This window comes from Streptococcus infantis (genome assembly GCF_047463615.1).
In the GTDB taxonomy this organism is placed as follows: Bacteria; Bacillota; Bacilli; order Lactobacillales; family Streptococcaceae; genus Streptococcus; species Streptococcus infantis_X.
This window is the reverse complement of sequence record NZ_JASHDO010000002.1, coordinates 141,679-163,379: the sequence shown is the minus strand read 5'-3', so window position 1 is coordinate 163,379 and position 21,701 is coordinate 141,679. Positions and strand designations below refer to the sequence as shown.

Genomic DNA, 21,701 nt, shown 5'->3' with positions numbered 1-21,701 from the left:
ATAGATAAAGGAACTAAAATGGATAAACGTATTTTCGTTGAGAAAAAAGCTGATTTTCGTGTGAAATCGGACTCTTTAGTAAAAGAATTACAGCATAATCTTCAGTTGAAAACCTTGAAGGATCTTCGTATTGTTCAAGTTTACGATGTCTTTGATTTGGCAGAGGACTTGTTTGCACGTGCGGAAAAACATATTTTTTCTGAGCAGGTGACCGATACTGTTTTGGATGAAGCTGAGGTTAAGGCTGATCTTGAGAAGTATGCTTTCTTTGCGATCGAAAGTTTGCCTGGTCAATTTGACCAACGTGCGGCATCTTCACAGGAAGCTTTGCTTTTGCTTGGTAGTTCAAATGATGTAACGGTGAACACAGCACAATTGTACTTGGTTAACAAGGATATTGATGCGAATGAGTTGGAAGCTGTCAAAAACTACCTTTTGAACCCAGTGGATTCTCGTTTCAAAGATATCACTGTTGGCATTGCGAAACAGGATTTCTCTGAGTCCGACAAAACTATTCCGACTTTGGATTTCTTTGAAACTTATACGGCAGAAGATTTTGCACAGTATAAGGCAGAGCAAGGATTGGCAATGGAAGTAGATGACCTTCTCTTCATTCAAGATTACTTCAAGTCTATTGGACGTGTGCCAACTGAGACTGAGCTTAAGGTTTTGGATACTTACTGGTCTGACCACTGCCGTCATACAACTTTCGAGACTGAGTTGAAAAACATCGACTTCTCAGCTTCTAAATTTGAAAAACAATTGCAAGCGACTTATGACAAGTATATTGCCATGCGTGATGAGTTGGGACGTACAGAAAAACCTCAAACCTTGATGGATATGGCGACTATTTTTGGACGTTATGAACGTGCCAATGGTCGTTTGGATGACATGGAAGTGTCTGATGAAATTAATGCTTGCTCAGTTGAAATTGAAGTGGATGTCAATGGTGTGAAAGAACCATGGCTTCTCATGTTCAAGAACGAAACTCATAACCACCCAACTGAGATTGAACCATTTGGTGGAGCGGCTACTTGTATCGGTGGTGCCATTCGTGACCCATTGTCAGGTCGTTCATACGTTTACCAAGCCATGCGTATCTCAGGTGCTGGTGATATCACGGCTCCAATTTCAGAAACTCGCGCTGGTAAATTGCCACAACAAGTGATTTCTAAAACAGCGGCTCACGGTTATTCTTCATACGGTAACCAAATTGGTCTTGCAACAACTTACGTTCGTGAATACTTCCACCCAGGTTTCGTTGCTAAGCGTATGGAGCTAGGTGCAGTTGTCGGTGCAGCTCCCAAGGAAAATGTTGTCCGTGAAAAACCTGAAGCAGGTGATGTGATTATCTTGCTCGGTGGGAAGACTGGACGTGACGGTGTCGGTGGTGCGACAGGTTCATCTAAAGTTCAAACAGTTGAATCTGTTGAAACAGCTGGTGCTGAGGTTCAAAAAGGGAATGCTATCGAAGAACGTAAGATTCAACGTCTTTTCCGTAATGGTCAAGTGACACGTTTGATCAAGAAATCAAATGACTTTGGTGCTGGTGGTGTCTGTGTGGCTATTGGTGAATTGGCAGATGGTCTTGAAATTGATCTAGACAAAGTGCCATTGAAATACCAAGGCTTGAATGGTACAGAAATTGCCATCTCTGAATCTCAGGAACGTATGGCTGTAGTGGTTCGTCCAGAAGATGTAGATGCTTTCGTTGCTGAATGTAACAAAGAAAATATTGATGCTGTTGTCGTTGCGACGGTGACTGAGAAACCAAACCTTGTCATGCACTGGAATGGTGAAACAATCGTTGATTTGGAACGTCGTTTCCTTGATACAAACGGTGTACGTGTGGTTGTAGATGCTAAGGTGGTTGACAAGGATGTCAAGCTTCCAGAAGAACGTCAAACATCTACTGAAACCCTTGAAGCTGACACTCTTGAAGTCTTGGCTGACCTGAACCATGCCAGTCAAAAAGGGTTACAAACCATCTTTGATAGCTCAGTTGGTCGTTCAACAGTCAATCACCCACTCGGTGGTCGCTACCAAATTACACCAACGGAAGCTTCTGTACAGAAATTGCCAGTCCAACATGGTGTAACGCATACGGCTTCAGTCATGGCGCAAGGATTCAACCCTTATGTAGCAGAATGGTCTCCATATCATGGCGCTGCCTATGCAGTAATCGAAGCAACAGCTCGTTTGGTTGCTGCTGGTGCAAACTGGTCTAAGGCTCGTTTCTCTTATCAAGAATATTTCGAGCGTATGGATAAACAAGCAGAGCGTTTTGGTCAACCAGTAGCTGCTCTCCTTGGATCCATTGAAGCTCAGATTCAACTTGGTTTGCCATCTATCGGTGGTAAAGACTCTATGTCTGGTACCTTTGAAGAATTGACAGTACCACCAACCTTGGTTGCTTTTGGGGTGACAACAGCAGATAGCCGTAAGGTCCTTTCTCCAGAATTTAAAGCTGCTGGTGAAAATATTTACTACATTCCTGGTCAAGCTTTGGCACAAGAAATTGACTTCGATCTTATCAAGTCAAACTTTGCTCAATTTGAAGCCATCCAAGCTGATCATAAAGTCACATCTGCATCAGCTGTCAAATATGGTGGTGTCGTTGAAGCCCTTGCCCTTGCAACATTTGGTAACCATATCGGTGCTACTGTAACCCTTGAAAATCTTGAGACTGCCTTGACAGCTCAATTGGGTGGATTCGTCTTCACATCTCCGGAAGAGATTGCAGGTGTTGCCAAGATTGGACAAACAGTAGCTGACTTTACACTTGCTGTCAACGGTGTAACGCTTGATGGACACAAGCTTGACAGTGCCTTCCAAGGTAAATTGGAAGAGGTTTACCCAACGGAATTTGCACAAGCAACTGAGTTGGAAGAAGTACCAGCTGTAGCATCAAACGCTGTGATCAAAGCTAAAGAAACAGTTGAGACACCAGTAGTTTACATCCCAGTATTCCCAGGTACTAACTCTGAGTACGATTCAGCTAAGGCCTTTGAAAAAGAAGGTGCCAAAGTCAACTTGGTACCATTTGTCACACTGAATGAAGAAGCTATTGTCAAGTCTGTTGACACCATGGTTGACAATATCGAAAAAGCTAACATTATCTTCTTTGCAGGTGGTTTCTCAGCAGCGGATGAACCAGACGGATCTGCTAAATTTATCGTTAACATCTTGCTCAATGAAAAAGTACGTGCCGCCATCGATAGCTTCATCGAAGGTGGTGGTTTGATCATTGGTATCTGTAACGGATTCCAAGCCCTTGTCAAATCAGGTCTTCTTCCATATGGTAACTTTGAAGATGCAAGTAGCACGAGTCCAACTCTCTTCTATAATGATGCCAACCAACACGTGGCTAAGATGGTGGAAACACGGATTGCCAATACTAACTCACCATGGCTTGCCGGCGTGAAAGTTGGTGATGTCCATGCCATCCCAGTATCACATGGTGAAGGGAAGTTTGTCGTGACAGCTGAGGAATTTGCGGAGCTCCGTGACAATGGTCAAATCTTTAGCCAATATGTTGACTTCGAAGGTAAACCAAGCATGGATTCAAAATACAATCCTAACGGATCTGTCAATGCGATCGAAGGTATCACAAGCAAGAACGGTCAAATTATTGGTAAGATGGGTCACTCAGAACGTTTCGAAGACGGTCTCTTCCAAAATATTCCAGGAAATAAAGACCAACACCTCTTTGCATCAGCGGTTAAATACTTTACTGGGAAATAAAAGGTATATAAAATGACATACGAAGTAAAATCTCTTAATGAAGAATGTGGTGTTTTTGGTATCTGGGGGCACCCAGATGCTGCCAAATTAACCTATTTTGGACTCCATAGTCTTCAGCACCGTGGTCAGGAGGGGGCAGGAATCCTCTCCAATGACCAAGGGAAATTGAAGCGTCATCGTGATATGGGGCTTTTATCAGAAGTCTTCAAAAATCCTGCGAATTTGGATAAATTGACAGGAACTGGAGCGATTGGGCACGTGCGTTATGCGACTGCGGGAGAAGCTTCTGTAGACAATATCCAACCGTTCCTCTTCCGCTTTCACGATATGCAGTTTGGTTTAGCTCATAATGGGAATCTGACTAATGCAGAATCGCTCAAGCAAGAATTGGAACAAAGAGGAGCGATTTTCAGCTCAACTTCTGACTCTGAAATCTTGGCTCACCTTATTCGCCGTAGCCACAATCCAAATTTGATGGGTAAAATCAAGGAAGCGCTCAGTCTTGTTAAAGGTGGTTTTGCTTATCTCTTGATGTTTGAAGATAAGTTAATTGCAGCGCTTGACCCAAATGGCTTCCGTCCTCTGTCAATCGGGAAAATGGCTAATGGAGCAGTAGTGGTTTCATCTGAAACCTGTGCCTTTGAAGTAATCGGTGCTGAGTGGATTCGCGACGTAAAACCAGGGGAGATTGTCATTATTGATGATAGTGGTATCCAGTATGACAGCTATACAAACGATACTCAGTTGGCTATCTGTTCCATGGAGTATATCTACTTTGCCCGTCCTGACTCCAATATCCATGGTGTCAATGTCCATACGGCTCGTAAGCGAATGGGAGCTCAATTAGCACGTGAGTTCAAGCATGAAGCCGATATCGTAGTTGGGGTACCAAATTCCTCACTCAGCGCAGCTATGGGATTTGCCGAAGAATCAGGTCTGCCAAATGAAATGGGTCTTATCAAGAACCAATATACGCAACGGACCTTTATCCAGCCGACTCAAGAATTGCGTGAGCAAGGGGTTCGGATGAAATTGTCTGCCGTTTCTGGAGTCGTGAAAGGCAAACGCGTGGTCATGATTGATGACTCGATTGTGCGAGGAACAACATCTCGGAGAATTGTTCAATTGTTGAAAGAAGCAGGGGCAACAGAAGTTCACGTTGCCATCGGGAGTCCTGCTCTTGCCTATCCATGTTTCTACGGGATTGATATCCAGACACGTCAGGAGCTGATTGCGGCTAATCATACCGTTGAGGAAACTTGCCAAATCATTGGTGCGGATAGCCTGACTTATCTTTCGATTGATGGCTTGATAAACTCTATTGGGATTGAAACAGATGCGCCAAATGGCGGTCTCTGTGTGGCTTACTTTGATGGGAAATATCCAACTCCTCTCTATGATTATGAAGAAGAATATCGTAGAAGTTTGGAAGAAAAAACGAGTTTTTACAAATAAAATTTCCCATTGAAAGAAAGGAAAAGGAATAAACAAATGACAAATAAAAATGCATACGCTCCACGTCTCACTACTGACTAAAAGCTAAAGCATTTGTCAGTAGCCCCTTTCTCCTGTGGGACCAAAGCTAGAGACCTGACTAGTATTTTTAGATAAAATAATTGTTTATCTAAAAATACGTCGCAGTCTTTCTCAAAAAAAGAAAAGGAATGAATAAAATGACAAATAAGAATGCTTATGCGCAGTCTGGTGTGGATGTTGAAGCGGGTTATGAAGTTGTTGAACGGATCAAAAAACACGTTGCTCGTACGGAGCGTGCAGGTGTCATGGGAGCTCTTGGTGGTTTCGGTGGTATGTTCGACCTTTCAAAAACAGGTGTCAAAGAACCAGTTTTGATTTCAGGGACGGATGGTGTCGGAACTAAACTCATGCTGGCTATCAAGTACGACAAACACGATACGATCGGTCAAGACTGTGTGGCCATGTGTGTCAACGATATCATCGCTGCAGGTGCAGAGCCTCTTTATTTCCTTGACTATATCGCAACTGGGAAAAATGAACCAGCTAAATTGGAACAAGTCGTTGCAGGTGTTGCTGAAGGTTGTGTGCAAGCTGGTGCAGCCCTTATCGGTGGTGAAACGGCTGAAATGCCTGGTATGTATGGTGAAGATGACTATGATTTGGCTGGATTTGCTGTCGGTGTTGCAGAAAAATCTCAAATCATAGATGGGTCAAAAGTAGCTGAAGGGGATGTGATTCTTGGACTTGCTTCAAGCGGTATCCACTCAAATGGTTACTCACTTGTTCGTCGTGTTTTTGCAGATTACACAGGTGAAGAAGTTCTCCCAGAATTGGAAGGGAAGAAACTTAAAGACGTTCTTTTGGAACCAACTCGTATCTACGTCAAAGCAGCATTGCCACTTATCAAAGAAGAATTGGTCAACGGAATTGCCCACATCACAGGTGGTGGTTTCATCGAAAATGTACCACGGATGTTCGCGGATGACTTGGCTGCTGAAATTGACGAAAGCAAAGTACCAGTCCTTCCAATTTTCAAAGTTCTTGAAAAATATGGCCAAATCAAACATGAAGAAATGTTTGAAATCTTCAACATGGGGATTGGTCTCATGCTTGCGGTTAAACCAGAGAATGTGGAACGTGTCAAAGAACTTCTTGACGAACCTGTTTATGAAATCGGTCATATTGTGAAGAAGACAGATGCAAGTGTGGTGATTAAATAATGACTAAAAGGATTGCTGTTTTTGCCTCTGGCAACGGCTCAAACTTTCAGGTGATTGCGGAACAATTTCCAGTAGAATTTGTCTTTTCAGATCATCGGGATGCCTATGTACTTGAGCGTGCCGAAAAGCTTGGGGTTTTAACCTATGCCTTTGAACTTAAAGAGTTTGAGAACAAGGCAGACTATGAAGGAGCCATCGTCGAACTTTTGGATGAACACAAGATTGACTTGGTTTGTCTCGCAGGCTATATGAAAATCATCGGCCCAACCTTGCTAGCAGCTTATGAAGGCCGTATCATCAATATTCACCCAGCTTATCTCCCTGAATTTCCAGGTGCTCATGGTATTGAGGATGCTTGGAATGCAGGTGTTGACCAGTCTGGCGTGACTATTCACTGGGTGGACTCTGGTGTTGATACCGGTAAGGTCATCAAACAAGTCCGTGTGCCACGCCTTGAAGGGGATACCCTGGATACTTTCGAGACTCGCATCCACGAAACAGAGTACAAGCTCTATCCAGAAGTCTTGGATAGTTTGGGAGTGGAGAGGAAGAAATGATTATGGACCAATACTATATGGAGTTAAAGAATAGGTTATCTAACAGACCAATCCTACTGGATAATACTAATGATTTTCTTTTTGTTTTAGTAAATACAGTGAAAGCTATGATAGAGAATACTGATAAAAGTCAGCTTTCAGAGTTAGATAAAATTTTAGACGGTGTCACAAGTCAAGAATTAAAACTTGCCTATGATTTTTGTCAAGGTAAATTCGGTCAAGCAGGTTTTTCTTATCGTAGGCACCCGAATTATTTTTATTTGTCCAGTTTAATTGCGACTTTTCCAGAATTTGAGTTGTCTAAAGAAGACCGAGATTACCTCAAAGGAATCATAAATTTTGATAACTACCTTTTATATGAGTTAGATTAGTCTTTAATCACCTCAAAATCCCATTTATTCAAAAGGAGAAAAAATGATTAATCTGAAATTAGTAGATGAGAGCAGTTTTCAGGCAGTGCTGGATTTGAAAATATCTGATGCTGATGAACGAGCGCGTTTTGTAGCTCCCAATGTGCGTTCTTTAGCTGACGCATGGCTCTACCGAGAGAATGGGGATGTGTTTCCAATGGCAATCTATTGGAATGAGCTAGTAGTTGGTTTTCTACTGTTGGAAATAGATAAGGATGAGGCAGAATATTTTATCTGGCGGATAATGATTGGCCAGCAGTACCAAGGAAAAGGTTATGGACGAAAAGCCTTGGAAGTTCTGATCAAAGAGGCTCAGATGGATAGAGCTTGCAATCATATTATCGCAGATTATGTAGTTGGAAATGAAAAAATGAAGTACCTGCTGACTAGTTTGGGTTTTCAGGAAACAGGATTTATAGAAGAAAATAACGAAGTCGCTATGCGGTTGGAGCTAAAGAAAGAGGAATAGAATGACTAAACGAGCACTTATTTCAGTCTCAGATAAAGCGGGCATTGTTGAATTTGCCCAAGAACTAAAAAAACTTGGTTGGGATATCATCTCAACAGGTGGTACCAAGATTGCCCTTGACAATGCTGGTGTGGACACCATTGCTATCGACGATGTGACTGGATTCCCAGAAATGATGGATGGCCGTGTCAAGACCCTTCATCCAAATATCCACGGTGGTCTCCTCGCTCGTCGTGACCTTGATAGCCACCTAGAGGCTGCTAAGGACAATAATATCGAGTTGATTGACCTTGTTGTGGTCAACCTTTACCCATTTAAGGAAACCATCCTTAAACCAGATGTGACTTACGCTGACGCGGTGGAGAACATTGATATCGGTGGACCATCCATGCTTCGTTCAGCAGCGAAAAACCACGCTAGCGTCACAGTTGTGGTAGATCCTGCTGACTATGCTGTAGTTTTGGAAGAATTGTCAGCTAATGGCGAAACTACTTATGAAACTCGCCAAGGTTTGGCAGCCAAGGTTTTTCGTCACACTGCAGCTTATGATGCCTTGATTGCAGAATACTTCACAGCTCAAGTGGGTGAAACAAAACCTGAAAAACTCACCTTAACCTATGACCTTAAGCAACCCATGCGTTACGGTGAAAATCCTCAACAGGATGCAGACTTCTACCAAAAAGCCTTGCCGACTGACTACTCGATTGCTTCAGCTAAACAGCTCAACGGTAAAGAATTGTCATTCAATAACATTCGTGATGCGGATGCAGCTATTCGTATCATCCGCGATTTCAAAGACCGTCCAACCGTTGTGGCTCTCAAACACATGAACCCATGTGGTATCGGTCAAGCTGATGATATCGAAACAGCTTGGGACTACGCTTATGAGTCTGACCCAGTGTCTATCTTTGGTGGGATCGTCGTTCTCAACCGTGAGGTAGATGCTGCGACAGCTGAGAAGATGCATGGTGTCTTCCTTGAAATCATCATCGCTCCAAGCTACACAGACGAGGCGCTTGAAATTTTGACAACCAAGAAGAAAAACTTGCGCATCCTAGCCTTGCCATTTGATGCACAAGATGCCAGCGAAGCAGAAGCAGAATATACAGGTGTTGTTGGAGGTCTCCTCGTTCAAAACCAAGACGTTGTCAAAGAAAGTCCAGCTGACTGGCAAGTGGTGACTAAACGCCAACCAACTGAGACAGAAGCGATAGCTCTTGAGTTTGCTTGGAAGGCTATCAAGTATGTCAAATCAAATGGTATCATCGTGACCAATGACCACATGACACTTGGTGTTGGCCCAGGTCAAACCAACCGTGTGGCTTCAGTCCGTATCGCTATTGACCAAGCTAAAGACCGTCTTGATGGTGCTGTTCTTGCTTCAGATGCCTTCTTCCCATTTGCGGATAACGTGGAAGAAATTGCCAAAGCAGGTATTAAAGCGATCATCCAACCAGGTGGTTCTGTTCGTGACCAAGAGTCTATCGAGGCTGCTGATAAATACGGCTTGACTATGGTCTTTACAGGTGTGAGACATTTTAGACATTAAGAAAATAAAAGGGAAGAAAACAGTTTCTTTCCTTTTTTTGATTAAAAAGCTGAACGAAACAAGATTAAAGCGAACGTTTATGGTATAATATTAGTAAATAATTCGCAAAAGAGGTTGAAAGATGAAGCTGTTAGTTGTCGGCTCGGGTGGCCGTGAACATGCCATTGCTAAGAAGTTGCTTGAGTCAAAAGACATTGAAAAAGTTTTTGTAGCTCCTGGAAATGACGGAATGACTCTGGATGGTCTGGAATTGGTAAATATCTCTATTTCCGAACATTCTAAGTTTGTTGACTTTGCAAAGGACAACGATATCGCTTGGACCTTCATTGGGCCAGATGATGCCCTTGCTGCTGGGATTGTGGATGAGTTCAATGCAGCTGGTCTCAAAGCCTTTGGTCCGACAAGATTGGCAGCGGAGTTGGAGTGGTCCAAGGATTTTGCTAAGGAAATCATGGTCAAATACGATGTTCCGACAGCAGCCTATGGTACATTTTCAAATTTTGAGGAAGCCAAGGCCTACATCGAGGAGAAAGGCGCTCCAATCGTCGTCAAGGCAGACGGCTTGGCCCTAGGGAAAGGGGTTGTCGTTGCGGAGACGGTTGAGCAAGCCGTCGAAGCTGCTCACGAGATGCTGTTGGACAATAAATTCGGTGATTCAGGTGCGCGTGTGGTCATCGAGGAATTCCTTGACGGGGAAGAATTCTCTCTCTTTGCCTTTGTCAATGAGGACAAGTTCTACATCATGCCAACAGCTCAGGACCACAAACGTGCCTATGATGGCGACAAGGGCCCTAACACTGGTGGGATGGGTGCCTATGCGCCAGTTCCTCACTTGCCACAGAGCGTGGTTGACACAGCAGTTGACACTATTGTCAAGCCAGTCCTTGAAGGCATGATTAAAGAAGGCCGTCCTTACACTGGTGTCCTTTACGCTGGACTTATCTTGACAGCTGACGGCCCTAAAGTCATTGAGTTCAACTCACGCTTTGGCGATCCTGAAACACAAATCATCTTGCCTCGCTTGACATCTGACTTTGCACAAAATATCACCGATATTTTGGAAGGCAAAGAGCCAGCCATCACTTGGACGGACAAGGGTGTGACACTAGGCGTGGTTGTAGCCTCAAACGGCTACCCACTCGCTTATGAGAAGGGTGTCAAACTTCCAGCCAAGACAGAGGGTGACATCATCACTTACTATGCTGGAGCTAAATTCGCTGAAAATGGCCAAGATCTCCTCTCAAACGGCGGACGTGTCTACATGCTCGTCACAACAGCAGACACCGTTAAAGAAGCCCAAGAAACCATCTACCAAGAACTCGACAAACAAAACACAGAAGGCTTGTTCTACCGTACGGATATCGGTAGTAAGGCGATAAAAAATTAACAGATACTAACTTTGTCATGGCGAGCGAAAGCGAGCCAAACTAAGATAATGATCGTTTGATTTGCGAGCGTTAGCGAGCTAGTATAGGATAATCGTCGCAGTAGTGGAACTCCTAGTAGCAGAGCTACTAGGAGCGGAAAACTGGAGACTCAGGCTCCAGTTTTAGTAATGGAACGCTACAGGCGGTCGCTTACGTCCGCAATACAATAGACGATTATCGAAAAAGGAGAAAAAATGAAACCAGTAATTTCCATCATCATGGGCTCAAAATCCGACTGGGCAACCATGCAAAAAACAGCAGAAGTCCTAGACCGCTTCGGTGTAGCCTACGAAAAGAAAGTTGTTTCCGCACACCGTACACCAGACCTCATGTTCAAACATGCAGAAGAAGCACGTAGCCGTGGCATCAAGGTTATCATCGCAGGCGCTGGTGGCGCAGCTCATTTGCCAGGAATGGTAGCTGCCAAAACAACCCTTCCAGTTATTGGTGTACCCGTCAAGTCTCGTGCTCTTAGTGGCGTAGACTCGCTCTACTCTATTGTTCAAATGCCGGGTGGAGTGCCAGTCGCAACTATGGCTATCGGTGAAGCAGGAGCGACAAACGCCGCCCTCTTTGCCCTCCGTCTTCTTTCGGTAGAAGATCAGGCTATCGCGACAGCATTGGCAGATTTCACAGAAGAACAGGGAAAAATCGCAGAGGAGTCTAGCAATGAGCTCATCTAAAACAATCGGAATTATCGGTGGCGGTCAGCTGGGTCAGATGATGGCCATTTCTGCTATCTACATGGGGCACAAGGTTATCGCGCTGGATCCTGCGGCGGATTGCCCAGCTTCTCGTGTGGCGGAAATCATCGTGGCGCCTTATAACGATGTGGATGCCCTTCATCAGCTGGCTGAGCGTTGCGATGTCCTCACCTATGAGTTTGAAAATGTCGATGCTGACGGTTTGGATGCTGTCATCAAGGATGGACAGCTACCTCAAGGAACAGACCTGCTCCGCATTTCGCAAAATCGGATTTTTGAAAAGGACTTCCTCTCAAACAAGGCTCAAGTCACTGTAGCACCCTACAAGGTTGTGACATCTAGCCTTGATTTGGCAGATATTGACCTATCGAAAAACTATGTCCTCAAGACTGCGACAGGTGGCTACGATGGACATGGGCAAAAAGTCATTCGCTCAGAAGCAGACTTGGAAGAAGCTTCTGCACTAGCAGATTCAGCAGACTGCGTCTTGGAAGAATTCGTCAACTTTGACCTTGAGATTTCTGTCATCGTGTCAGGAAATGGCAAGGATGTGACAGTCTTCCCAGTTCAGGAAAATATCCACCGCAACAACATCCTCTCTAAAACCATCGTGCCTGCTCGCATTTCAGAAAGTCTAGCTGAAAAAGCCAAAGCTATGGCTCTGCGAATTGCTGAACAACTAAACCTTTCTGGAACTCTTTGCGTGGAAATGTTTGCGACTGCTGACGACATCATTGTCAATGAAATTGCACCACGTCCACACAACTCAGGCCACTACTCGATTGAAGCCTGTGACTTTTCTCAGTTTGACACTCATATTCTGGGTGTTCTGGGAGCACCATTGCCAGACATCAAACTACATGCACCAGCAGTCATGCTCAATGTTCTTGGCCAGCATGTCGAGGCTGCTGAAAAATATGTGACAGAAAATCCAAGCGCCCACCTCCACTTATATGGTAAAATAGAAGCGAAGTACAACCGAAAGATGGGACACGTGACTTTGTTTAGTGATGAACCAGATAAGGTTGAGGAGTTTGGGAAAGGGATTGATTTTTAAGTGAAAATAGCGATTCTAGGACTCGGAGTGATCGGGACCACTTATGCCTACGCCTTTCAAAAAGCAGGCCATCAGGTGGAACACGTACTGAGAGATAGTAAGAAAAACAATGCACCGAAGGAGTTGTCAGTTGATCTGCTAGATGGTCGCTATCATTCCAAAGGTGAGAACAAGCATGATACTTATGAGGTTCATGTGGCAGAAGCTCATTCGGAATATGATTTTATTTTTCTCAGTGTGCGTCATGGGCTTGTCAAAGAAGCTGTGGAAACCTTACGAAAAAATAATATCAAAGGCACCCTTGTTTTCTTCTGCAATTTCTGGGATACTCGAAAAGAGGTCCAAGAGTGGGCAGGAGATTATGACTATATTTTGGCATTTCCGACAGCGGGTGGTCACATGCAGGAGAACCATTTGGATGGTGTCTTGTTCGACCATTTAATGCTAGAAGGTGAGCAAAAAGCACACATTTCTAACTACGCTGATCTGACGGCTTTACTAGTTTCTGCAGATTTGAAGTGGGAAGTGCCTCATGATATGGTCGAGTGGATTTGGATTCACATGGCGATTAACGCAGGTGTCACTTCGACAGCTGCTCGCTCAGGAAATTTGGAAAATCCAGAAGAACTGGCTTTGAACTTGATGAATAGTTCATCGGAATTATCATTGGCCATCAAGGCCATTCGAGAAGCTTTGAAAGTCGTAGAAGCGCGTGGCGTGAATTTGAAGCTTTACCAAGCAGAACTATTGCCATACAAAATTCCCGCTTGGATAGCCGGCAAGGCCATGAAAGTCATGTTTGCGAAAAATGAGCTGACCCGAAAAATTATGACTTTGCACAATGATAAACAGGACATCTTCTATTGTTGTCAAAGTGTTTATCAGACCGGTCAGGTGTTAGGTGTGAAGATGCCTATTCTGGAAGCAAATATGAAGGGCATTTCGATTTAGGAGTTTTTTATGATACAACTCATTGTCAACGCATTTGTTGAAAAAGAGAAGACAGGAGCAGTCATCGAAGTCTTGTATGCTAGTAGCGATCACGAAAAGGTGAAAGCTAAGTATGAAGAGCTAGTTGCACAATACCCTGAAAACTATCTAGCTATCTATGATCTACCGTTAGATACGGATTTGAATACACTGGATCACTATCCATCTGTATGGATTGGGAAAGAAGAGTTTGAATAGGGAACTTCGTTCACTTAGCTAGCTAATTCCCAAAAGGTTAAGAAGAAAGGAAAATTAAACATGATCGAACGTTACTCTCGCCCTGAGATGGCGAATATTTGGACTGAAGAAAATAAATACCGTGCTTGGCTTGAGGTGGAAATCTTGGCTGACGAGGCATGGGCTGAGTTGGGGGAAATCCCTAAGGAAGATGTGGCTTTGATTCGTGAAAAAGCGAACTTTGACATCGACCGTATTTTGGAGATTGAGCAGGAGACTCGCCACGATGTGGTGGCCTTCACGCGTGCGGTTTCTGAGACTCTTGGAGAAGAGCGCAAGTGGGTTCACTATGGTTTGACTTCTACTGATGTGGTGGATACGGCCTACGGTTACCTTTACAAGCAGGCCAACGACATCATTCGTCGTGACCTTGAAAACTTCACCAACATTATCGCTGACAAGGCGAAAGAACACAAGTTCACTATTATGATGGGTCGTACTCATGGTGTGCACGCTGAGCCGACAACATTTGGTCTTAAATTGGCCACTTGGTACAGCGAAATGAAGCGCAACATCGAGCGTTTCGAGCATGCGGCTGCTGGTGTGGAAGCTGGTAAGATTTCTGGTGCGGTTGGGAACTTTGCCAACATCCCACCATTTGTAGAGCAATACGTCTGCGACAAATTGGGTATCCGTGCTCAAGAAATCTCTACACAGGTCCTTCCTCGTGACCTTCACGCTGAGTACTTTGCGGTTCTTGCCAGCATCGCGACTTCTATTGAACGTATGGCAACGGAAATCCGTGGTCTGCAAAAGTCTGAGCAACGCGAAGTGGAAGAATTCTTTGCCAAGGGGCAAAAAGGGTCTTCAGCAATGCCTCACAAACGAAACCCTATCGGTTCTGAAAATATGACAGGTCTTGCGCGTGTCATTCGTGGTCACATGGTAACAGCTTATGAAAACGTAGCCCTTTGGCACGAACGTGATATCTCTCACTCATCAGCTGAGCGTATCATCGCACCAGATACAACTATCTTGATTGACTACATGCTCAATCGTTTTGGAAACATCGTTAAGAACTTGACAGTCTTCCCGGAAAACATGATCCGCAACATGAACTCGACTTTTGGTTTGATTTTCAGCCAACGTGCGATGCTTACTTTGATTGAAAAAGGCATGACACGTGAACAAGCTTACGACCTTGTTCAACCAAAGACTGCCCAATCATGGGATAACCAAGTAGACTTCAAACCACTTCTTGAAGCAGATCCAGAAGTAACCTCACGCCTCACTCAAGAAGAAATTGACGAAATCTTTAACCCAACTTACTATACCAAACGTGTGGATGAGATCTTCGAACGCATCGGTTTGGGTGATTAATGATAACAATAAAAAGCGAGACCTAAGTCCCGCTTTTTATCTTATATCAAAATGATTTGAGTTTAATCTTTTTTCTTGCTAAGTCCATAAGCTGTGAGAGCTGACATAAGACCAGTAGCAATTAACCATTCTGAACCTTGAGTTCCTGTTTCAGGTAGTTTTTTCTCTTTTGCTACAGGAGCTGGACCTTGAGGAAGTGCTTTGTTTTCCTCTGCAGGAACAGTTGCTGGAGCTGGCTCGCTTGGGATTTCTAGTGTTGGTTTTTCTTCGGCGATAGTAGCTTGCCCATGTTCATCGCCAAGGTGAGTGACAGGGTTGCCAACTTCGATCACTTGAGCGACTGGTTCTTGAGCGACAACACTAGTAACCAATGTTTTAACTTCAGATCCATCAGCAGCAGTAGTCACAGAGTAGAAATGGCTACGACGACCGTTTACACCTTCAGTCACGATACGAGATTGTCCTTTAGGTAATTGATTAGTTTCACGAGTGATGGTTGTGAATGGAATTTCTTCATTTTGGATGTCAACTCTTGGTTTGTTTTCAGCAATAGTAGCTTGTCCTTTTTCATCACCAAGGTGAGTGACAGGGTTCCCCACTTCCACCACTTGGGTGATAGGTTCTAGGCTCACTTCACTGCTAACTAGAGTCTTAACTTCAGATCCATTCGTAGCCGTAGTTACAGAATAGAAGTAGCTGCGACGACCGTTCACACCTTCAGTCACGATACGAGATTGTCCCTTAGGCAACTGATCAGTTTCACGAGTAATAGTTGTAAATGGAATGTCTTCAGTTTGGACATCTAGTTTAGGAAGTTCCTCAGTTGTAGCTGCTTGCCCTTTTTCATCACCAAGGTGAGTAACAGGGTTCCCCACCTCTACCACTTGGGTGATAGGTTCTAGGCTTACTTCACTGCTTACTAGAGTCTTAACTTCAGATCCATCCGTAGCCGTAGTTACAGAATAGAAGTAGCTGCGACGACCGTTTACACCTTCAGTCACGATACGAGTTTGTCCCTTAGGCAACTGATCAGTTTCACGAGTAATAGTTGTAAATGGAATGTCTTCATTTTGGACATCTAGTTTAGGAAGTTCCTCAGTTGTAGCTGCTTGCCCTTTTTCATCACCAAGGTGAGTGACAGGGTTCCCCACTTCAATCACTTGAGCGACAGGTTCTTGCGCTACGACACTTGTAACCAATGTTTTAACTTCAGTTCCGTCAGCAGCAGTAGTCACAGAGTAGAAATGACTACGACAACCGTTTACACCTTCAGTCACGATACGAGATTGTCCTTTAGGTAATTGATTAGTTTCACGAGTGATGGTTGTAAATGGAATTTCTTCATTTTGGATGTCAACTCTTGGTTTGTTTTCAGCAATAGAAGCTTGTCCTTTTTCATCACCAAGGTGAGTGACAGGGTTCCCCACTTCCACCACTTGGGTGATAGGTTCTAGGCTCACTTCACTGCTAACTAGAGTCTTAACTTCAGATCCATCCGTAGCCGTAGTCACAGAGTAGAAATGGCTGCGACGACCGTTCACACCTTCAGTCACGATACGAGATTGTCCCTTAGGCAATGCATCAGTTTCACGAGTAATAGTTGTAAATGGAATTTCTTCATTTTGGATGTCAACTCTTGGTTTGTTTTCAGCGATAGCAGCTTGTCCTTTTTCATCACCAAGGTGAGTAACAGGGTTCCCCACCTCTACCACTTGGGTGATAGGTTCTAGGCTTACTTCACTGCTTACTAGAGTCTTAACTTCAGATCCATCCGCAGCAGTAGTCACAGAGTAGAAATGGCTACGACGACCGTTCACACCTTCAGTCACGATACGAGATTGTCCCTTAGGTAACTGATCAGTTTCACGAGTAATAGTTGTAAATGAAATGTCTTCAGTTTGGACATCTAGTTTAGGAAGTTCCTCAGTTGTAGCTGCTTGTCCTTTTTCATCGCCAAGGTGAGTGACTGGAGTTCCAACTTCAACCACTTGGTTGACAGCTTCTTTTGTGACTTTTTCTTCAAGAATTGTTTCAGTTTCCTTACCATTTTCAGTAGTAACTGAGACGTAGATTGTACGTTCACCTTTGACACCTTCAGTGATGACTTTTTCTTGTCCTGCTGGAAGGTTAGGATTGTCTTTCTTAACGATTTCAAAAGGAATTTCTTCTGTCTTAACGAGAAGCTCTGGTAGGTTTTCAACAGCAGCAGGAGTTTCACTTTCATCAAGGCTTCCTGAGTGAGTTGCGGCTGGCTTAAGCCCTAGTCTAGCTGCTTTAAGATTAGCTACGAGGGCATCCAACTCAGCTTGTTTACTACGGTTAAGATTGTAGTTCAGAGCATCTTTAGCAGCTTTGAGAGCGTCGAGGCTTTCTGTGCTATATCCTTCTAAGTTTTCAGGGATTTGAGCAAGTTCTTCGCGTAGTGCTTTGTAGTCAGCACGGAAGTAGTCTTTGTTGTGATCTGCAAAAGCAGTCATAAGTTCAAAGATTTCTTCTTCCTTGTATTCTGCGCTTGGTCTATCAGCCCAGATAGCTAGCATACTACCAATAGTAGGTAGGTCAACTTCAGGGTATTTAGTTGAAGCTAGCTGGTTAAATGGAGTTTTTTCAGTATTTTCAATAGCTTTCTTGAGGAAGCCACCACCATCTTCTGGTTTTTGACCGAGAATGTAGTACCAGTCTCCATTAGTGTTAAGGAATTTGTACCCCTTACTTGCTAGGTATTGAGGAGATGCAAGGTTGTAACCCCACCATCCTTTAGACCAGTAAGAGATGATAACATCTTTATCAAACTCAACATCATCCTTGTCTTCATAGTAGAAGCCGTCGTTAAAGGCCATTGGTTGAAGACCTTTTTCTTTAGCCATGGCAGCTAAGCTATTAGCGTATTCAGCAAATTTACCGTAGAGGCCGTACCACTTGAGGTAGTACCAACCTTGAGCGTTGGTAGCATCATTGGCATACTCATCTGTACCATAGTTAAAGATCTTAGTTTTACCTGCAAAGAAGTCCATGTACTTGCCGATAAGAGCTTTTGTAAAGTTCATTGCTTCTTCGTTTTCAAGGTCCATGGTTGTTTTTGAAACCTTGTCAAAGTTAGCTTGAGGGTTTGCGATGCCCAATTTTTCCATAGCGACAAGCATAGCATCCATGTGACCTGGGCTATTGATAGCTGGGATTAGTCCAATACCTTTGTTCTTAGCATACTGGATAAGTTCAGTAATTTCAGCTTGGTTCAAAGTAGTTCCATTAGGATCATCGTAGTAAGATTTTGTTCCTTCAATGATGGCATTTTTCACATCGTCACTAGCATAGGTCTTGCCGTTTGCAGTGATAGTCATGTCATCCAGTAGGAAGCGAAGTCCATCATTTCCAAGGAGGAGATGGATGTCAGAGTAACCAAGTTCGCTAGCCTTGTCAACGATACGTTTCAGCTGGTCTAGTGTGAAGTATTTACGTCCAGCATCGATAGAGATAACCTTGTTCTTAGCTAGTTTTTCAACTTCGCGTTTAGCGTCCTCTTCTTTTTGAGCTTCTGGAGTGAAGGTCAAGTTGCTAACAGCTTCCTGGAGTTTTGCGATCGCTTGATCAATAGTATCTTGTTGAGCACGGCTGAGGTTGCCATCAAGAGAACGAATGGCTTTTTCAGCTTCTTTAACTGCGGCAACACTTTCTTCTGTATAACGATTAAGATCAGTTGGAACTTCTTTCAGAGCTTGTTCAGCAGACTCGTAGTCGGCAGCGAAATATTCAGCATTTGAGTTCGCGAATTGGCGCATGAGCTTGAATAGACGAGATGGAGAGTAGCGGGCAGATGGAGTATCAGCCCAAGCAGCTACCATACCACCGATGATAGGAATATCAGCTCCTTCAGTTTTTGGAACTGAAGTAATTGGTGTGCTCTTAATACCATTCAAACCTTGATCAAGGTTGTACCAACCTTGTCCATCAGCATTACGGCCGAGAACGTAGTACCAAGCATCGTTAGTATTGAGGATTTCGTGTCCTTTTTCAGCTAGTAATTTAGAAGAAGCGACATCGTAACCACCCCAGCCACCAGTCCACATAGAGACGATGATGTCCTTGTCAAAGGTACCAAAACTTGTATCACTATTATAGTAGATACCGTCGTTGAAGGCCATTGGTTTCAGACCGTGAGATTTGACGATGCGAGCTAGGTCGTTAGCGTAGGCGATGAATTTGTCATAACCCTTGTCTGGGTATCCATCTTCTGGATACCATTTATAGGCTTGAAGCACACTCCATCCCTTGGCGTTAGTAGCATCATTAGCATACTCGTCCAAACCGATGTTGAAGATTTCAGACTTGCCAGCAAAGTAAGCAGCGTATTTATCAATCAAAGCTTTTGTAAAGGCAACTGCTTTTTCATTATCTAGGTCAACAGTACGTGCAGATTCTTTACCAAAATAGTTAAAGTTAGGCTTTTCAATGCCAAGCTCTTTCATGGCGTTAAGGATAGCATCCATGTGACCTGGGCTATTGACTGTTGGGATAAGTCCAATTCCTTTATCCTTAGCATAGTTAATCAAGTCGGTCATTTGGCTTTCAGTTAGATGATTGCCGTTTGGATCGTTGTAGTAAGCATTAGTTCCGTTTTCAACAGCACGTTTGACATCGTCGCTGGCATAAGTCTTGTCCCCTACAGTTAGAGACATATCATCAAGCATAAAACGCAAGCCATCATTTCCGACTAGGAGATGAAGATCAGTATAGCCATAGTGTTTGGCTTTGTCGATGATTTCTTTCAGTTGTTCAGGAGAGAAGTATTTACGCCCTGCATCGATTGAAACGATTTTCTTTTTAGCCAGTTTTTCATTGACTTGAGCAGCTCTCTCTGTAGCAACCACAGGAGCTTCAGCTTTAGCAACTTTCTTGTTTTCTACCTTTTCTGGTTCTGACTGCTTAGCTTCTTCGGTTACTTCTGGTTTTGCTGGAGTTTCTTCGGTTGCAACAGTTTTTTCTACAATAGGTGCAGGAGTAGCTTCAATTTTTGGTGCTTCAGTGTTAGTTACAGGAGTTGCTGTTTCTGTTGTAGGATTTTCCGCAAGCTTTTCCTCACTAGCCTGTGGAGACGCCTCTCCTGTGGTTTGAAGAGTAGGTTGATTCTCTGTTGCTGGAACGACTCCATCAGCAGCAACAGCCTGGGCATGAAAGGCAAAGCCAATCAAGACAGAAGCTGCTCCGATTGCGTATTTACGAATAGAGAAACGCTGTTTGTTTTCTGGTTTCATTAAGTAACCTCCCTGTTATTTTTTGGTAGCGTTTTCACAAAACTAATTCCATTGTATTATCTGAATCTAGTAAAGTCAAGCTTTTTAGGAAAATAACTATAAAAAATATAAGAAGTACTTAAATTAGAGTCATTTTTAGTTTTTAACTTTCTTTTTAGTAAAATTACTCCAAATTATAGATAAATTTTATGGGTATTTTTCCCTGAGAAATCTCATGCTATCATAAAAACAGAAAAGCCTGAGAGCAATGTCTCAGACTTACTTTTTAATGTTTAGTGATCACGATCACATGAAATAAACTTAATCTTGTAGAAATCAGAACGTTTATAGGTCTCAATGTATTCCAACACTTGACCAGTTGACTCAAGCTTAGTTGTCTTGGTTTGGAGAACAGTTGGGAACTGGGAGTCGATTCCTAGGATAGAAGCAGCATGTTCTGGAGTCGGAAATACAATTTCATTGATTTCTTCAAAATGCTCGTCATTCATATGAATGTGGTAGTCTAATTTGAAACGATTATAGATAGAACTATAATATTCTAAATCTGGGTAGTTTGCATTGATGTATTGTTCAGGGATATAAGATGTGTGGTAAATGTAAGTAACACCGTTTGATTCACGGATACGTTCAATTTTGTAATAAAATTGATCTCCACGTAGGCCGAGTTTTTCTAAATATTTAAGATCGTTCCCACGTTCAATAGAAAGAACCGTGACTTTATCATCTTTCGTTTCGAAGATTTCTACATCAGAAAATTCTACAAGTTTGTGCTTGCGTGCGCGAGCCACAAAGGTTCCCTTTCCTTGTTGGCGGACAATATAGCCGTCTTTGGCAAGGTCATTTAAGGCACGAACAACAGTGATTGAACTTACATCATACATCGCAATCAATTCTGCTTCAGTGTAGAACTTATCTCCACTAGCGAATTGACCTGAAATGATTTTGTTTTTCAATTCATCTTTGATATATTGATACTTTGGAATTGCCATATTTTCACCTCATTTTTTCCTTTTCCATTTTGATTCTACCATAATTAGTTTGAAAATGATAGTATTATAGTATAAAAATATAAAATAATAGACTAAGTGATTGACTTATATATTTTTTACCATTAAAAATTCATGAAATCAAGTTATTTAGGCGGAAAAAATTTAATATAAAAAACTTTTTTTGAAGAATTTTAGAAAACAATTCAGTAAAAAAAAGAAAAATTTTAAATAATTTTTTAAAAATCTATTGACAAGATGGCTTCATTGGTTTATTATTTAATATAACAACAAATGAAAGCG

The 21,701-nt window shown here is 43.0% G+C and carries 14 protein-coding genes and 2 pseudogenes; 13 read left to right on the top strand and 3 right to left on the bottom strand.

The features are described from left to right. The first annotated feature begins 18 nt into the window (after positions 1 to 18). The 13 genes from QM874_RS04090 to purB all read left to right on the top strand — a co-directional run bounded on the left by QM874_RS04090 (position 19) and on the right by purB (position 15,160). Complete coding sequence (locus QM874_RS04090) at positions 19 to 3,744, top strand: phosphoribosylformylglycinamidine synthase (protein ID WP_414316317.1); 3,726 nt, start codon at positions 19 to 21, stop codon at positions 3,742 to 3,744. A gap of 12 nt (positions 3,745 to 3,756) precedes the next feature. Then, on the top strand, positions 3,757 to 5,199 hold the full coding sequence (gene purF / locus QM874_RS04085; RefSeq protein WP_414316316.1) for an amidophosphoribosyltransferase: 1,443 nt from the start codon (positions 3,757 to 3,759) through the stop codon (positions 5,197 to 5,199). 218 nt (positions 5,200 to 5,417) lie between these two features. Next, a complete protein-coding gene (gene purM / locus QM874_RS04080; protein WP_414316315.1) occupies positions 5,418 to 6,440 on the top strand; it encodes a phosphoribosylformylglycinamidine cyclo-ligase in 1,023 nt (340 codons plus the stop codon). Continuing rightward, positions 6,440 to 6,997, top strand: a complete 558-nt coding sequence (gene purN / locus QM874_RS04075; RefSeq protein WP_414316314.1) for a phosphoribosylglycinamide formyltransferase — start codon at positions 6,440 to 6,442, stop codon at positions 6,995 to 6,997. Before purM ends, purN begins: the two co-directional genes overlap by 1 nt. A 2-nt stretch (positions 6,998 to 6,999) precedes the next feature. Continuing rightward, positions 7,000 to 7,368 (top strand): hypothetical protein, encoded by a 369-nt coding sequence (locus tag QM874_RS04070; protein ID WP_414316313.1) that lies wholly within the window; start codon positions 7,000 to 7,002, stop codon positions 7,366 to 7,368. 43 nt (positions 7,369 to 7,411) lie between these two features. Beyond that, positions 7,412 to 7,876 carry a GNAT family N-acetyltransferase gene (locus QM874_RS04065; RefSeq protein ID WP_414316312.1) on the top strand — a complete coding sequence of 155 codons (465 nt, stop codon included), beginning with the start codon at positions 7,412 to 7,414 and terminating at the stop codon, positions 7,874 to 7,876. Between the two features lies 1 nt (position 7,877). Next, positions 7,878 to 9,425, top strand: coding sequence for a bifunctional phosphoribosylaminoimidazolecarboxamide formyltransferase/IMP cyclohydrolase (purH, locus tag QM874_RS04060; RefSeq protein ID WP_414316311.1), 1,548 nt, complete (start codon positions 7,878 to 7,880; stop codon positions 9,423 to 9,425). A gap of 121 nt (positions 9,426 to 9,546) precedes the next feature. Beyond that, positions 9,547 to 10,812, top strand: coding sequence for a phosphoribosylamine--glycine ligase (purD, locus tag QM874_RS04055; RefSeq protein WP_414316310.1), 1,266 nt, complete (start codon positions 9,547 to 9,549; stop codon positions 10,810 to 10,812). A 234-nt stretch (positions 10,813 to 11,046) separates the two neighbouring features. Continuing rightward, positions 11,047 to 11,535, top strand: a complete 489-nt coding sequence (purE, locus tag QM874_RS04050; RefSeq protein WP_414316309.1) for a 5-(carboxyamino)imidazole ribonucleotide mutase — start codon at positions 11,047 to 11,049, stop codon at positions 11,533 to 11,535. Further along, the gene (gene purK / locus QM874_RS04045; RefSeq protein ID WP_295330879.1) at positions 11,522 to 12,613 is read left to right on the top strand and encodes a 5-(carboxyamino)imidazole ribonucleotide synthase; all 1,092 of its coding nucleotides are present in this window, start codon (positions 11,522 to 11,524) and stop codon (positions 12,611 to 12,613) included. Before purE ends, purK begins: the two co-directional genes overlap by 14 nt. Further along, positions 12,614 to 13,564 (top strand): ketopantoate reductase family protein, encoded by a 951-nt coding sequence (locus QM874_RS04040; RefSeq protein ID WP_295330876.1) that lies wholly within the window; start codon positions 12,614 to 12,616, stop codon positions 13,562 to 13,564. 9 nt (positions 13,565 to 13,573) lie between these two features. Beyond that, entirely contained in the window at positions 13,574 to 13,801 is a 228-nt protein-coding gene (locus tag QM874_RS04035; protein WP_414316308.1) for a phosphoribosylaminoimidazole carboxylase, read from the top strand. Between the two features lie 60 nt (positions 13,802 to 13,861). Continuing rightward, entirely contained in the window at positions 13,862 to 15,160 is a 1,299-nt protein-coding gene (purB, locus tag QM874_RS04030) for an adenylosuccinate lyase (protein ID WP_414316307.1), read from the top strand. A 62-nt stretch (positions 15,161 to 15,222) separates the two neighbouring features. On the opposite strand, the pseudogene QM874_RS04025 reads toward purB, so the two are convergent. From QM874_RS04025 to QM874_RS04015, 3 genes and pseudogenes are all read right to left on the bottom strand, one after another. Beyond that, positions 15,223 to 16,227, bottom strand: a pseudogene (locus tag QM874_RS04025) (G5 domain-containing protein); the annotation flags it as partial. A 90-nt stretch (positions 16,228 to 16,317) separates the two neighbouring features. Then, positions 16,318 to 20,412, bottom strand: a pseudogene (locus QM874_RS04020) (G5 domain-containing protein); the annotation flags it as partial. A 272-nt stretch (positions 20,413 to 20,684) separates the two neighbouring features. Next, positions 20,685 to 21,401, bottom strand: a complete 717-nt coding sequence (locus QM874_RS04015; protein WP_414270630.1) for a GntR family transcriptional regulator — start codon at positions 21,399 to 21,401, stop codon at positions 20,685 to 20,687. Between the last annotated feature and the right edge of the window lie 300 nt (positions 21,402 to 21,701).

What these genes read in the sequence shown, in the direction of transcription:
- QM874_RS04035 (WP_414316308.1), top strand. Translation starts at nt 13,574, where the DNA reads ATGATACAACTCATTGTCAACGCATTTGTTGAAAAAGAGAAGACAGGA.
- purH (WP_414316311.1), top strand. Translation starts at nt 7,878, where the DNA reads ATGACTAAACGAGCACTTATTTCAGTCTCAGATAAAGCGGGCATTGTT.
- purE (WP_414316309.1), top strand. Translation starts at nt 11,047, where the DNA reads ATGAAACCAGTAATTTCCATCATCATGGGCTCAAAATCCGACTGGGCA.
- purN (WP_414316314.1), top strand. Translation starts at nt 6,440, where the DNA reads ATGACTAAAAGGATTGCTGTTTTTGCCTCTGGCAACGGCTCAAACTTT.
- QM874_RS04015 (WP_414270630.1), bottom strand. Translation starts at nt 21,401, where the DNA reads ATGGCAATTCCAAAGTATCAATATATCAAAGATGAATTGAAAAACAAA.
- purK (WP_295330879.1), top strand. Translation starts at nt 11,522, where the DNA reads ATGAGCTCATCTAAAACAATCGGAATTATCGGTGGCGGTCAGCTGGGT.
- purD (WP_414316310.1), top strand. Translation starts at nt 9,547, where the DNA reads ATGAAGCTGTTAGTTGTCGGCTCGGGTGGCCGTGAACATGCCATTGCT.
- QM874_RS04070 (WP_414316313.1), top strand. Translation starts at nt 7,000, where the DNA reads ATGGACCAATACTATATGGAGTTAAAGAATAGGTTATCTAACAGACCA.
- purB (WP_414316307.1), top strand. Translation starts at nt 13,862, where the DNA reads ATGATCGAACGTTACTCTCGCCCTGAGATGGCGAATATTTGGACTGAA.
- QM874_RS04065 (WP_414316312.1), top strand. Translation starts at nt 7,412, where the DNA reads ATGATTAATCTGAAATTAGTAGATGAGAGCAGTTTTCAGGCAGTGCTG.
- purM (WP_414316315.1), top strand. Translation starts at nt 5,418, where the DNA reads ATGACAAATAAGAATGCTTATGCGCAGTCTGGTGTGGATGTTGAAGCG.
- QM874_RS04090 (WP_414316317.1), top strand. Translation starts at nt 19, where the DNA reads ATGGATAAACGTATTTTCGTTGAGAAAAAAGCTGATTTTCGTGTGAAA.
- purF (WP_414316316.1), top strand. Translation starts at nt 3,757, where the DNA reads ATGACATACGAAGTAAAATCTCTTAATGAAGAATGTGGTGTTTTTGGT.